This is a genomic window from Pseudomonas sp. (assembly GCF_026224925.1).
In the GTDB taxonomy this organism is placed as follows: Bacteria; Pseudomonadota; Gammaproteobacteria; order Pseudomonadales; family Pseudomonadaceae; genus Aquipseudomonas.
In genome coordinates this window covers 1-14,323 of record NZ_JAMFRV010000196.1, presented here as the reverse complement: position 1 = coordinate 14,323, position 14,323 = coordinate 1, and the positions used below count along the sequence as shown (strand labels likewise).

Genomic DNA, 14,323 nt, shown 5'->3' with positions numbered 1-14,323 from the left:
GCAACGCATCGCCGGTGTCATCAACCCCAGTGAAACGCAACGCCTCTTCACGGTTGCTGGTCCATAGATTAACCCTGGGCAGCAACCTCGCCACCTCCGGCGCTGTCGGCGAATTCACCAACGGACCCGGATCGAATACCACAGTCACCGAATCGCCAAGCCCATGAAGCCAATTCAGCAAACACTGAACCTTACCCGCGTGCAGCAAGCTGTAGCCGCTGATATACACGTAATCCCCTGCTTGCACCTCAACACTGGCGAGGTCCTCAACCGAAAGCCCCCCTTCCGCGCCGACATAAGAGATAAATGAGCGCTCAGCCGAGGGTTCGATCAGCGCCACCGACAAACCGGTGTCCTGCTCATTGGTCATCGGTACGGCAATTTCGATGCCTTCTACCGCCATCGCCTGACGGGCCAATTCACCGAACTGGCCGCGGCCATGCCGCCCTAAATACACCACCGGCATCCCATTACGACGAGCTGCGGCCATCACATTGAAACCGCCACCGGCCTCGAAACGCGCCGAACTCGCCAACACGTCACCACCGGAGCACGGCAGGTTATCCAGGGCCATGACCAGATCGACGACGACCTGGCCGGTGTGAAGCAATCTAGCTGACATGGGACATCTCATTCAGGGCCATTCGGCGATCACGTGCGCCGCCCAGCACGGCATAAATACCGCCTGCGACGATGAAGGTGACGATCCAGCCCAAGCCGTTGTGGCCTAGCCAAGAGTCGGACAGCGGGCCAGCAAACAACACGTTGTCTACCGTCGTTGCGATGGTGGTAAAGCTGAAGCCGAGCACGATGGCTACGGCCCAGGCACCCAGCGCACGCCACTCGACGCCGCCTTTGTACCAGTAGGCGCTGCTCGACGTGACGTTCATCAAGTCGCTCGGCGAATAGTAATGACGGTGCATCAGGTCCACCACAAAGATCCCGACCCACGCGGTGATCGGCACTGCCAACAGCGAGATAAACGTGATGAATGGGCCGTAGAAACTGTCAGCGATCAGCATGAAGTAGATTGACCCGACGAAGATCGCAACGATGTCGACGATCACCGCGTGTACGCGCTTGATCTTTAAGCCAAGGGTCAACGTGGTCAGGCCCGCCGAATACACCGACAAGTTGTTCGATAACAGCAAGCCACCAAACGCGGTAAGCAAATACGGCACCGCCATCCAAGTCGGCAGCAACTGACGAATCGCAATGATCGGATCAGTCGCAGACGCCAAATGATCGTTGCCCACCGACAGCAGTCCGCCGAGGGTGATCAACAGCACCAGCGGAATCCCGGCACCGAATGCCGCTGACGCCACTAACTTACCGGCGCGTACACCCGCGTGTTGATAGCGCGACATATCCGCCCCGGCGTTGGCCCAACCGATCCCGGTACCGGCAGCCATGGTGCCGACACCAATAATCATGGCGCTGATCGGGGCTGGCGTGGCGTTAAACACCGCTGTCCAATCGATGTTGGCAATCAGGAAACCGCCCACCACTATGTTCAGCGCGCCAAACACATAAGTCGCCGTCTTCTGAATCACCAGCAACGTGGCATGGCCCAGGCCTGAAACACACAAGGTCAGCAGCACGAAAATACCGATGAACAACAGTGTAAGTCCCGGCGCACTTTTGGCTTCGACGGGCGTGTTAAACAGGATCGCGCACAACGACAGCAACACAAAGGCAGCGGTGGTTGAGTTGACTGTTTCCCAGCCCAGACGTGACATCAGCGACACAATGGTCGGCCCGATGTTGCCGCGCACACCGAATATCGCGCGGGATAAGGTCAGGCTTGGCGCCCGGCCGCGACGGCCGGCAATCGAGATGATCCCGACCACGGCGAACGACCCACCGGCACCGAGGATGGCGACGATGATCGCCTGCCATATCGACAGGCCACGGAACGCGACCAGCGTCGCCCCCAGCGGCAAGCCGAGAATACTAATGTTGGCGGCGAACCAGACCCAGAACAATTGCAGCGGATGGCCGTTGCATTCGTTTTCCGGCACCGGTTCGATGCCGCGAGTTTCCAGCTGTCCCGCGCCTTGAGTGACGTTGGATGAAGTCATATTAAGGCTCCTGATGTGCCAATTGTTTTGGTTGTGGGCAGTACGGAATCCAATCGACATCCGTGTCTTGCAGCGTTATCCAGACAGCCTGACGCCTCGTGCCGCCAGTGGGTTTCCCGGCGCGACAACAGCGTTCTCTACCACAGCGTTTTAGGTAGCGCGCAACGCCAGCAATCCCTCGACCAGCGACGCCAGTTCGAGTTGGTTGACGGTTTTTACCTGGTTGATCATATCTACCGGCCAAGCGTCCAAGCCCATGCAAGCACCTAGCATGGCGCCCAATATCGCCGCGATGGTGTCGGTGTCGCCGCCCAGACTCGCCGCCATGCACAGCGCATCGATGGCCGACAATCGGCCCGCAGCCACCTGATACGCGAGGGTAAATGAAGCGACCACCGATTCTTGCGAAGCCACCGAGGTACCGACCACCTCGTACAGCAGTGCTGGTAATTGAGTGTTGTCGCAGTCAACACACAAGGTCTGTGCCCATTGGATACGCGCAGCTATCCGACCGCCCGCGACCCAATGCCCGTAACCTTCGCCCATGTGCGCGGCCATCACGCCAGAGGCCAGGGCATCGGTCAGGGTGGCGCCGTTAATGCCTGCAGAAACCACGCCCGCCACCGCCGCCGCGCTGGAAATCCCCAGCGTGGTGTTGTGGGTGACTTGGCAGGCTTGAACCACTGACTCGATGAACCGTTGCGGATTGGCGATATCGGCGGCAATGCCTACGGGTGTAATCCGCATCGCTGCGCCGTTGGTGGTGCCGAAACGGCCCGCTTCTTCGGGACTGTGACCGGCGAGAATCATTTCGATGGCGCGTTTGGTCGATGGGCCGAGTAAGTCTTGCGAGCCTTTAACCTGCATCACCGCTTCCCAATCGATCAGGCGTTGGGCCAAGTCCGAAGGGTTGATGTGTCCGCCACTTTCGATCAGCAGTTCAGCGACCAACACCGCTTGTTCGGTGTCGTCGGTAATCGAGCCGGCGAGCATGTTCGGTGCGATGGGTTGATCGGGGCCGGCATCAAGCAGGCTCGTCACTGCGCCAAAGCGCATTTTAATGTGTTCGCGGCTAAGGGACTGCGTCGGCATGCCCAACGCGTCGCCCAAGGCCAACCCATAAAACGCGCCCAGTGCGCGATCTTCGCGGTTCATGACTGACTCCCGAACGCCAGGTGCAGACGGAAATGCACCGGGTCGAGCAAGCTTTCAACGTGCTCCATGAACCGCTCCTGGCGGTCGTAGGTGGTGCGCAAGGCTTTGAGAAACACGCTGCCGGGCTCACGCAACAACAGTAAGGCGTCGGAAGCGGCCAGCGGTTCTGCGCCGATCCATTGATCACCGCGATCACCTACATAGCCATGGGCGGCCAAGGTAATGGTCAGGGACTCGTCGATCAGACCGGTTGTCGGCAAGTTTTCCAAGCCGTCACGGGCGGGGATCAGCGCGCGCTCAAGCGAAACCATGTTGCCGTCGGCTGCACGGCGGCGACGGTCGATGGCGATGAAATGGGTGGTGCCGAAACGCACGTCCAAATCCGGCCGATCAACCGCCACCAGACGCAGGATCTCGGTACTGATACCGGCGCCGGAATCGGCCAGTGCCTGCGCCCAACCGCTGCGTTGATCCAGCGAGATACCGTCATAGGTGACGATAGAACCTACCCCAGACTGGGTCGCAATGTAATTGCGCCGCTTGAGTTCGGACAGGGCTTCACGCAGCGTGCCTCGGCTGACATCGAATTCGACCGCCATTTGATGTTCACCCGGCAACAGATTACCGGCGCCCAACTGGCCACTTTCGATGCGTCGGGCAAGTTCATCGACCACGCGTTGTTTCTTATCAAATCGGACATGTCTAATCATGTACAAATTGATAACCGAAAGCGGGTGGGTCAGGCAAGTGGTTTTTCAGTGATCGCGTTATTTCTATGGAACCGCGTGGGCTCGTTCGCGAATGAATTGGCTCCTACAGGGATTTCGACATTCTGTAGGACCGAATTCATTCGGGAAGCGGCCCCACGCGGTGTATCAGGCATGCCGCGCTGTTGCTTTCGCGAATGAATTCGCTCCCACACGGGATCAAAATTATCAGCCCATGCGCCCCGGCAGCAAGGTTATTGCGCCTCGACCGACTCGCTGATGATCTGACGAATGGCGTTGGCAAACGCCTCTACCGGCTGCCCGCCGGACACCGCATAACGGTCGTTAAAGACGATGGTGGGTACGGAACTGACACCTCGGGAAACCCACAGCTGTTCGATTTCGCGGACTTCGGCGCTGTATTCACCCGACGCCAAAATTGATTCGGCCCGCTGACGATCCAGACCCACCTGCTCAGCCACGTTAGCCAGCACATCGTGATTGGAAGGGTCAGCGTGATCGGTGAAGTACGCAGCGAACAACGCTTCTTTAAGCGCTTGCTGCTTGCCTTCCAACTCGGCCCAATGCAGCAGTCGGTGGGCGTCAAAGGTGTTATAGATGCGGCGATCACCTTGGGAAAACGTAAAGCCCAACTCGGCGCCACGTTGACGAATCATTTCGCGGTTCTGTTTCGATTGCTCAGGCGTCGAACCGTATTTCTCGAAGATATGTTCGTTAAGATCTTGGCCTTCAGCGGGCATTTTCGGATTAAGCTCGAACGGCTGGAAATGGATCTCGGCCTTGACCTCGTCGCCCAAGTCCGCCAACGCCTGGTTTAGCGCCCGCAGGCCGACCACACACCAAGGGCAGGAAACATCAGAAACGAAATCGATTTTCAGGGCAGTGCTCATGGAACCCTCGCTCGCAGTTGGCAGTAGGAAAGCTCGCACTTTACACCTTCGAACCACTCCACTCGTCTGAACTACAACTGCGCGATATGCGAGACATCGTGTTTATGAGCGTTCAAGTACGGCAAAACTGCCGCCAGCAAGGGCGCTTTGAATACCTCCTGAAACCGATGGGCCATGCCCGGAATCAAGCGCAACTCGCTGCCGTGGATATGCGCGGCAACGTGGATGCCGTGCATCACAGGCAACAGCGGATCAGCCGTGCCATGCACCACCAGGGTTGGCAAACGAAGACGGTCTAGCAATTGCACCCGGCTGGGTTCGGCGAGAATTGCCAGAATCTGTCGCTTTACCCCGTCAGGGTTGAACGCCCGGTCGTAGGAAACGGCCGCTTGCTGCAATAGTTTTTTGCGGTCATCCACTACTTCTGGGCTGCCCAACGCCGCCAGCAAATCAGCTTGCTGCTCAAGAGCCACTTCGCGATTCGGCGCGCTGCGGCGGGCCAGCAATTGCAGCAGCGCCGGGGTCGGCATCGGCAGGCCTGGTGCACCTGAACTGGTCATGATCAAGGTCAGGCTTTCAACGCGATCGGGCACCATGTCGGCCATATGCTGAGCAATCATCCCGCCCATGCTCGCGCCCAGCACATGGAAATGCCGAATGTTCAGTGCATCCATCAAACCAATCGCATCGCTGGCCATGTCAGTCAGGGAATAAGGCGCCGACACCGGCAAACCGATCTTGTAGCGCAGTACTTCAAAGGTCAGGTTAGGACTGGCGGGCGGTTGGACCCATGTCGATAAACCGGCATCCCGGTTGTCGTAGCGAATCACCCGGAAGCCTTGCTGACACAGCGCAACCACCACCTCATCCGGCCAGTGAATCAGCTGTCCACCGAGGCCCATGACCAACACCAACGCAGGATCAGAATCGCGCCCGATGCTTTGATAAGCCAAGTGAACCTGTGGCAGGTCAGCCATTTGAGTGGGGACGTTTACGTCACACCGAGACGCCGCAAAAGTCGGCAGGCCGCACAACAGCGCGAACCAAAAAATGAACACCCGCATTCCACACACCAAGCCACAAATCCCCAATAGCGGCGGAGTTTGATGAGGTTTTCAAAAATGCGCTGCCACAGTTACGTGACAATTTGATGAAGAGGGCTGAGTGGTAGGTTGATTAACAACCGGACCTCTTCGCGAATGAATCGGCGCGGTCCAACATTTGGGGCGCAGTTCAATCTGTAGGAGCCAACCTGGCGAGGCGGTCTGCCAGGCATGTTGCATAAAGCCCATCGCCAACAAGTTGGCTCCTACAAGTGCTCCGTATTTCAGATCAAGCCAATTCGCGCCTCAACTGCCGGGCCGCCGCGACCATGTTCACCAGCGCCGCCTCTGTCTCCGGCCAACCCCGCGTTTTCAGGCCGCAATCTGGATTAATCCATAGCCGCTCTGCCGGAATGTGCCTCACGGCCTTGGTCATCAACTTGACCATCTCAGCCGTGTCCGGCACGCGTGGCGAGTGGATGTCGTAGACGCCGGGGCCAATGTCGTTCGGGTAATCGAAAGCTTCAAACGCTTGCAGCAGCTCCATGTCCGAACGTGAGGTTTCGATGGTGATGACATCGGCGTCCATCGCGGCGATGGCATCGATCACGTCGTTGAATTCGCTGTAGCACATATGGGTGTGGATCTGGGTTTCATCGCGCACGCCAGACGCGCATAGGCGGAAAGCTTCGACGGCCCACTCCAGATATTCTTGCCACTGGGCTCGTCGTAGCGGCAATCCTTCGCGGAAGGCGGCTTCGTCGATTTGCACAATCTTTATTCCGGCATTTTCCAGGTCCAGCACCTCATCGCGAATCGCCAATGCCAACTGCTGAGCCTGGACTTTGCGTGACACATCTTCACGCGGAAATGACCACATCAGCATGGTCACCGGGCCGGTCAGCATGCCTTTCATGACCTTGTGGGTGAGGCTTTGCGCATAGCGCGTCCATTCAACGGTCATGGCGTGCGGACGGCTCAGGTCGCCGTAGATCACCGCCGGCTTTACACAGCGCGAACCGTAACTTTGCACCCAACCAAATTGGCTAAAGGCATAGCCGTCCAGTTGCTCGGCGAAGTACTCGACCATGTCATTGCGCTCTGCTTCGCCGTGCACCAGAACGTCGAGTCCTAAGCGCTCTTGGACCTGCACCGCGTGACGAATTTCGCTGCGCATTACATCGGTGTAATCGCTGATCGACAGCGCACCGCGCTTGAACTGCTGCCGTGCCAAACGGATCGATGCGGTCTGTGGGAACGAGCCGATGGTGGTGGTCGGAAATGCCGGCAGGTTCAGCCGTGCCCGTTGCCGCTCAATACGCTCAACAAACGACGATTGACGCTGACTGTCAGCCGCCGTGATGGCAGCCAAGCGCGCCTGTACTTCAGGTTTGTGAATGCGCGGTGACTGTTGACGGCTGAGCTGGACCGCACGACTTTCAACGAGTGCTACCTGCACAGTGGCGTCCTGTGGGTGGTTCAATGCAGCGCTGAGCAGAGCGATTTCTTCACACTTCTGTACCGCAAACGCCAACCAGTTTTTCAGCTCGGCATCCAGTTGCTCTTCGCGCTGGAGATTGACCGGGCTGTGCAGCAACGAACACGAGCTGGCCACCCACAGGTTATCGCCGAAACGTAATTGAGCTTCCTGTAACTGCTCCAACGCCTTGTCCAAATCGCAGCGCCACACATTGCGCCCGTTGACCACGCCCAACGACAAGACTTTGTAGGGCGGCACGCGGCTGAGCACGCGGGACAACTGTTCCGGCGCTCGCACCAGATCAATGTGCAAGCCATCAACAGGCAGTGATGCTGCCAGCCCCAAGTTGTCTTCGAGTCCGCCAAAATAGGTTGCCACCAGCTTTTTCAGCGGCGAGAACTGCAGGATGTGATAAGCGCGCTCGAAGGCGTTTTTCCAGTCCTGGGGCAGATCCAGGGTCAGAATGGGCTCGTCAATCTGCACCCACTCCACACCCTGCGCAGCCAAACGCCCGAGGATTTCGCCGTACACCGGCAGCAAGCGCTCCAGCAGATCAAGTTTGTCGAAACTGTTGCCCTTGGCTTTACCCAGCCACAGGTAGGTCAGTGGACCAATCAAGACAGGTTTAACGGTGTGACCGAGGGCTTTGGCTTCGTCGATCTCTTCGAACAACTGCTCCCAGCTCAAGCGAAAGCGCTGATCTTCGGTAAATTCCGGCACCAGATAGTGGTAGTTAGTATCGAACCACTTGGTCAGTTCCTGAGCGTATTGCGCTTCGCCATGATGGTGGTTGCCGCAGCAACTGTCCGTCGCGCCCCTGGCCATGGCGAACAGCGTGTCGAGGGTCGGCAAACCCTTGTCATCGGTGGTGGCGGCGAAGCGTTGCGGGACCACTCCGAACGTCAGTGAATGCGTCAGCACTTGGTCGTACCAGGCAAAATCGCCCACGGGCAGTAAATCAATACCGGCATCTTTCTGTAATTGCCAATGCGCCGCACGCAGTTCGCGGCCGGTTTGACGCAGCCCCTCAGCGTCGAGGTCGCCCTTCCAGTAAGCCTCTAATGCTTTTTTCAGTTCACGGTCAGCGCCAATGCGCGGAAATCCAAGGGTGTGTGCCAAGGCCATAACAAGTCCTCCATAAAAGATGGCGCTATTGTCGACAGCCAGAGCAACATGAGACAAACTCATTACATTCGCGTTGATCACAAAATTAATTCATGGAGCCTTCCGTGCTGGAAATTCGACATCTGAAAACCCTGGTGGCCTTGCGCGAGGCCGATAGCTTGGTGGAAGCCGCCGAGCGCCTGCACCTGACGCAATCCGCCCTGTCTCATCAGTTCAAGGAGCTGGAAGAGCGCGTAGGCCTGCCGCTGTTCGCGCGCAAAACCAAACCCGTGCGCTTCACCAGCGCTGGGCTGCGCCTTTTGCAATTAGCCGATTTGATGCTGCCGCAATTGCGCAGTGCCGAGCGTGACATCGCGCGACTGGCGGGTGGTACAGCCGGGCGTCTGCACATGGCCATCGAATGCCACAGCTGCTTTCAGTGGTTGATGCCGACCATCGATCAATTCCGTGATGCCTGGCCCGAAGTGGAACTGGACTTGGCCTCAGGCTTTGCCTTCGCCCCCCTGCCCGCGTTGGCCCGTGGCGATCTGGACTTAGTCGTGACCTCTGACCCGCTGGAGCTGGTGGGCATCACGTACGTGCCATTGTTCACCTACGAAGCGATGCTCGCGGTGGCTAACCAACACCCGCTGGCCAATAAACCGTACGTAGTCCCGGAAGATTTGCTCAAGGAAACGTTGATTACCTATCCGGTAGAGCGCGACCGTCTGGATATCTTTACGCGCTTCCTCGAACCGGCAGACGTCGAGCCGGCGCAAGTGCGCACTTCCGAGCTGACGGTAATGATGATGCAGTTGGTCGCCAGCGGCCGAGGCGTGTGCGGCATGCCCCATTGGGCGCTGCACGAATACAGCTCGCGGGGTTACGTGAAGGCCAAGCGGCTGGGGGAGAAAGGCTTGTTTGCAACGCTGTACGCCGGCATTCGCGCCGACATGCTCGACGCGCCGTACATGCGGGACTTTCTGCTGACGGCGAAAGACACGTCATTTTCGACGTTGAATGGCGTGAGTGCGGTTAGGTAACAGGATCTAAGGGGTTCATTGACCCTGTGGACTGAACTTGTTCGGGAAGCAGGCAACGCAGTACATCAGACAGACCTAGGCGTGGCCTTCGCGAACAAGTTCGCTCCTACAGAATCGGGGAAATACCCCAACTCCCGCACTATGCAGAGAACCCTGTGGGACCGAACTTGTTCGGGAAGCAGACGACGCGGTTTATCAGACATACCGCGCCGTCCCCTGCGCGAACAAGTTCGCTCCTACCCCGATCTCCTATCTATGGCCAAACTGCGTGTCAGGCGCTTTCTTGGAAGTCCATTTCCGGCGGTTGACGACGGAAGCCGCCGGTCAACCATGCCAGATAAACAAGACCCACCGCCAACCAGCTCACGCCAAGGATGATCGCTAGTTTGTCGAGGCTGATCATCAGCCACAGGTCCGCGACCAAGCCTATTAGCGGGAACACCAGGAACAGCACCACCTCACGCAAGCCGCGCTGTTTACCGCCGATCCAGTAGTGGAAGATCACCGACAGATTGACCAGGCTGAACGCCAGGAACGCGCCGAAGTTGATGAACGAGGTCGAGGTGGTGACGTCCAGTTTCAGGGCCAGCAAGGCCACGACGCCGCACAGCAGGATGCTATTGACCGGTGTGCCGAAGCGTTCGCTCAGACGACCGAAGAACGAGTTCGACAACACGCCATCGCGGCCCATGGCATACAGCAGGCGCGATCCGCTGGCTTGTGCCGCCAGTCCCGAGGCGAATTGACCGACGATCAAACCAATCAGAAAGATCGAGACGAACAAGTCGCCGCCGATGTTCTTGGCAATTTCATAGGCCGCCGAATCAGCGTTTTCAAACACAGCGGATGGATGCGCCAGCTGCACGAAGTACGACACGCCGACGAAGATCACCCCACCGATCAAGGTGATCAACATGATCGCCCGCGGAATGGTGCGCACCGGGTCCTTGGTTTCTTCGGTCAAGGTGCTGACCGCATCAAAGCCGAGGAACGAATAGCAGGCAATGGCGGCACCGCTCATAATCAACGGCATCTGCATATCGCCACTGAAGAACGGCGACAGGGTCCATAAAGGCTTGCTCGCGTCACCGCCGATGTAGTGAATCGCCAGCGCAACAAAGGCGATCAGCACCAGAAACTGCACCAGCATCAGCACAGAGTTGACGGTATTGGCCAGCTTCAGGCCGACGATGTTGATCAAGGTGGTGATGACGATAAACGCCAAGACCCAGACCGGCTGCGGGATCGATGGAAACGCCGACCCCAAATACGCTGCGCCGATCAGCCAGATGGCCATGGGCAAGAACAGGTAATCAAGCAGCACCGCCCAACCGGCGATGAACCCGAGTTTCGGGCTGATGGCTTTGCGCACGTAGCTATATGCCGACCCCGCCACCGGGAACGCTGCGGCCATACGCCCGTAACTCATTGCGGTAAAGAACATCGCCACCAGTGCGGCCAAGTAAGCGGCCGGCACCATGCCGTTGGTGGATTGCGCGAGGATGCCGAACGTGCCGAGCACGATAATCGGTGTCATATAAGCGATGCCAAACAGCACCACCGACCCTAGTGAAAGGGTGCGTTGCAAACGAGCCATGAGCGATTACTCCGGGATTATTAGTTTTATGGCAGAGAAAAGTTCGGCAGAACAAAAAGCATTTTTTCTTATGGCGATCGGTGTACGTGGCGAGCGTCTAAAGCCTCGCCGGTTTAGTTATTCTTTATGGAACAAGAGCTATGGACTAAAGCGCTAAGGAATCAACAACTCACGCCGACCGTCGGCGTGCTCAATCACTTCGCCCGGTAAACGCAGGCGCAAGTCGTTCAAGTAGCGATAGTCACTGCGCGCGGCAGCCAGTTGCGTCAGGTCCAGCTCAACGCTGAACTGGCATTCCTCGCGACCGGCCTCGTGCAGCAACGTGCCAAACGGATCAACCAAGGCGCTGCCGCCGGCGAACAACAAGCCGCCATCGCCTTCGCCAACCCGGTTAACCATCAGCGCGAACGCTTGGTTTTCCTGGGCGCGGGCCATGATCGCGGTACGATGCGTCGGGCCGTACGGGTCCATGTTGCCGTTGGTGACGATGATCAAGTCCGCACCCAATTGCGCCAGGGCGCGGGCGGTTTCCGGGAATTCAATGTCGTAGCAAATCAACAGGCCTACGCGTAAACCGTTCCACTCACAGGTGGCAAAACGGTCGCCCGGGCTGAACACACCCCGGTCCGACGCCCACAGGTGAGTTTTGCGATAGCGCAGGGCGATACCGTTCGGGGTGATCAACAGCGTGGTGTTGTAATACTGGCCGTTATCGTTCTCGGCCACGCCGATGACCACGGCAATATCACGCGCCTTGGCCGCACTCAGCACCGCTTGCACGGTTGGGCCATCCAACGGTTCAGCCACGTCCGCCACGGTCTCTGCTGACGGAAAACCCATCAAGTGGGTTTCCGGAAATACGATCAACTGGGTGTCGCGGGCGCACGCAACAATCGCTGCCAAAGCGCGCTGCAGGTTGTACGCGGTGCCGTTATCCTGGCCTGCCAGTTGGGCAAGTTCGACCTTCATGGGTTTTCCTTATTCGTTGTCGAAGCCGACCCGGCTCAATAAGTGCTGGATGGTCGCCGGCTGTGCGGGCAGTATGCGCACCAGCAACGGGTGCGGGGAATTACGCAGCTGAGGTAACCCAATAGGGGTAGGAGTATGACTATCGCACTGCAGGACATTGCCTGGCATCGCTCGGTCGCGCAGTTGATCGAAGCGTTAGACAAGCCGAATTTTTGGGCGCAATTGGTGCGCCTGCTGGATCAGTACGTGAGCTTCGATAGCTGGGTCGCCTTGCAATTCAGCTCACGCCAGCGGCCATTGGTGTTTGCCGAGTCCCACGCCGAAGACGGCACCCCCGACCAATTGTTCCAGGATTACCTCAAGGGCCTGTACCTGCTGGACCCGTTCTACATCGCCAGCCGTGAACACTCGCAAACCGGCCTGTTCCGCCTGGCCGAAGTCGCCCCGGAACACTTCGAGCTGACCGAGTATTATCAGCGCTACTTTCGTCTGAACGTGGTGGCGGACGAGATTCAGTTCAACTGCCAACTCGATACAGACCGTACGCTGTGCCTGTCACTGGGTTCGACCCAACGCTTCAGTACTGAGCAAATTGCGCTGCTGTCGTTGATTCAGCCATGGGTGGCGGCGTTGCTTCGCCAGCGCATGCCGTTCGAACTGCTTGAGCCGTTGGAGGTACAGAGCGAAGTCCAGACTCAACCGTCACAAGGCGGCAATGACTGGCGCAGCCAACTGGAAACCTCAGTACTACAGAGCCGCGGTGCACAATTGACTGCCCGTGAGCTGGATGTCGGCCGACTGATGCTCAGCGGTTGTTCCAGTAAGGAAATCGCCCGCAAACTGGAGATCTCCGTCGAAACGGTGCGGGTGCACAGGAAACACATGTACAGCAAGCTGGGCATCAAATCGCAATCCGAGCTGTTTTCGATTTTTCTGCAGGCGCAAAGTGCCTGACCAAAGGACGGTTGCAGTCCGCAGCAATGCGGGTATGCGACCACCGATTGATAGGCGCGAAACAGCGCCAGCTTTCAAACTCACCGTCATTAGCCCCCCCAGGATTCCGTATGAGCCTGTCCTTACTCAGCCGTTACGCCTTTTTTGTCCTTTGCGTGTTATTCACCCTGATCAGCATCCCGTTCTGGCACCACGAATGGCTTTGGCCCTTCACGTTAGTAGCCGGTGTGCTCAGCCTGATCGGTATCGGCGACTTGATTCAGACCCCGCATGCGGTGCGCCGCAACTACCCGGTTCTAGGCAATATTCGCTATCTGGTTGAGCATATTCGCCCGGAGATTCGCCAGTACCTGCTGGAGTCCGACAGCGACGCCCTGCCCTTCTCCCGTGCCCAGCGCTCGTTGGTGTATTCCCGGGCCAAGAATGAATCGGCGGAAAAACCGTTTGGCACATTGATCGACGTCTACCAGACCGGCTTCGAATTCATCAGCCACTCCATGCGCCCGGCGCCACTGAGCGATCCCACTACGTTCCGAGTGATCGTTGGCGGCCCTCAATGCACCCAGCCGTATTCGGCGTCGGTGTTCAACATCTCGGCAATGAGTTTCGGCTCGCTGAGCGCCAACGCGATTCGCGCGCTGAACCAAGGCGCTAAGCTCGGTAACTTTTCCCACGACACGGGCGAAGGCAGCATCAGCCCGTATCACCGTGAGAATGGTGGCGATCTGACGTGGGAATTGGGCAGTGGCTATTTCGGCTGCCGGACTTCAGACGGCCGTTTCGATCCCGAGCGTTTTAAAGTGCAGGCGATGGACCCGCAAGTGCGGATGATTGAAATCAAGATGAGCCAAGGCGCTAAACCCGGCCACGGCGGCATTTTGCCCAAGGGCAAAGTCACCAAGGAAATCGCCGAAACACGCGGCATCATGATGGGTGAAGACTGCATCTCACCCTCTCGCCACAGCGCGTTTTCCACGCCTTTGGAGTTGATGCAGTTCATCGCACAATTGCGTGAATTGTCGGGCGGTAAACCGGTGGGCTTTAAGTTCTGTCTCGGCCACCCATGGGAATTCATGGGCATTGCGAAAGCCATGTTGGAAACCGGTATTTACCCGGATTTCATCGTGGTTGATGGCACCGAAGGCGGCACCGGCGCGGCGCCGGTCGAATTCACCGACCACATCGGCGTGCCCTTGCGCGAAGGCTTGCTGTTCGTGCACAACACTTTGGTCGGCTTGGGTATACGCGACAAAATCAAACTCGGCGCCAGCGGCAAGAT

General features: G+C 58.0%; 12 protein-coding genes. 3 read left to right on the top strand and 9 right to left on the bottom strand.

Annotation, left to right across the window (positions count from 1 at the left end; translation table 11 throughout):
- From M0974_RS08400 to metE, 7 genes are all read right to left on the bottom strand, one after another.
- A partial coding sequence (locus tag M0974_RS08400) for a PfkB family carbohydrate kinase (RefSeq protein WP_297835244.1) occupies positions 1–622 on the bottom strand: 622 nt, incomplete at its 3' end.
- Positions 612–2,081, bottom strand: a complete 1,470-nt coding sequence (locus tag M0974_RS08395; RefSeq protein ID WP_297835241.1) for a cytosine permease — start codon at positions 2,079–2,081, stop codon at positions 612–614. The genes M0974_RS08400 and M0974_RS08395, both read right to left, overlap by 11 nt.
- A 150-nt stretch (positions 2,082–2,231) precedes the next feature.
- Positions 2,232–3,236 (bottom strand): ADP-ribosylglycohydrolase family protein, encoded by a 1,005-nt coding sequence (locus tag M0974_RS08390; RefSeq protein WP_297835238.1) that lies wholly within the window; start codon positions 3,234–3,236, stop codon positions 2,232–2,234.
- Positions 3,233–3,946 carry a GntR family transcriptional regulator gene (locus tag M0974_RS08385; RefSeq protein ID WP_297835236.1) on the bottom strand — a complete coding sequence of 238 codons (714 nt, stop codon included), beginning with the start codon at positions 3,944–3,946 and terminating at the stop codon, positions 3,233–3,235. Before M0974_RS08385 ends, M0974_RS08390 begins: the two co-directional genes overlap by 4 nt.
- A 251-nt stretch (positions 3,947–4,197) precedes the next feature.
- Positions 4,198–4,854, bottom strand: a complete 657-nt coding sequence (locus M0974_RS08380) for a DsbA family oxidoreductase (RefSeq protein WP_297835233.1) — start codon at positions 4,852–4,854, stop codon at positions 4,198–4,200.
- A gap of 71 nt (positions 4,855–4,925) precedes the next feature.
- Positions 4,926–5,918 carry an alpha/beta hydrolase gene (locus M0974_RS08375; protein ID WP_297835231.1) on the bottom strand — a complete coding sequence of 331 codons (993 nt, stop codon included), beginning with the start codon at positions 5,916–5,918 and terminating at the stop codon, positions 4,926–4,928.
- Positions 5,919–6,186: 268 nt separating this feature from the next.
- Positions 6,187–8,502: a 5-methyltetrahydropteroyltriglutamate--homocysteine S-methyltransferase gene (gene metE / locus M0974_RS08370; RefSeq protein WP_297835228.1), complete on the bottom strand. Its 2,316-nt coding sequence runs from the start codon at positions 8,500–8,502 to the stop codon at positions 6,187–6,189.
- Positions 8,503–8,606: 104 nt separating this feature from the next.
- On the opposite strand from metE, the gene metR reads away from it, so the two are divergent.
- Complete coding sequence (gene metR / locus M0974_RS08365) at positions 8,607–9,524, top strand: transcriptional regulator MetR (protein ID WP_297835225.1); 918 nt, start codon at positions 8,607–8,609, stop codon at positions 9,522–9,524.
- Between the two features lie 271 nt (positions 9,525–9,795).
- Here metR and M0974_RS08360 read toward each other — a convergent pair whose 3' ends face one another.
- Complete coding sequence (locus M0974_RS08360; RefSeq protein ID WP_297835223.1) at positions 9,796–11,121, bottom strand: APC family permease; 1,326 nt, start codon at positions 11,119–11,121, stop codon at positions 9,796–9,798.
- A gap of 153 nt (positions 11,122–11,274) precedes the next feature.
- The gene (locus tag M0974_RS08355) at positions 11,275–12,090 is read right to left on the bottom strand and encodes a carbon-nitrogen hydrolase family protein (RefSeq protein ID WP_297835220.1); all 816 of its coding nucleotides are present in this window, start codon (positions 12,088–12,090) and stop codon (positions 11,275–11,277) included.
- A 135-nt stretch (positions 12,091–12,225) separates the two neighbouring features.
- Between M0974_RS08355 and M0974_RS08350 the strand changes: the two genes are divergently transcribed.
- A complete protein-coding gene (locus M0974_RS08350; protein ID WP_297835217.1) occupies positions 12,226–13,044 on the top strand; it encodes a LuxR C-terminal-related transcriptional regulator in 819 nt (272 codons plus the stop codon).
- Positions 13,045–13,154: 110 nt separating this feature from the next.
- On the top strand, positions 13,155–14,323 hold a 1,169-nt coding region (locus M0974_RS08345; protein WP_297835214.1), incomplete at its 3' end, for an FMN-binding glutamate synthase family protein.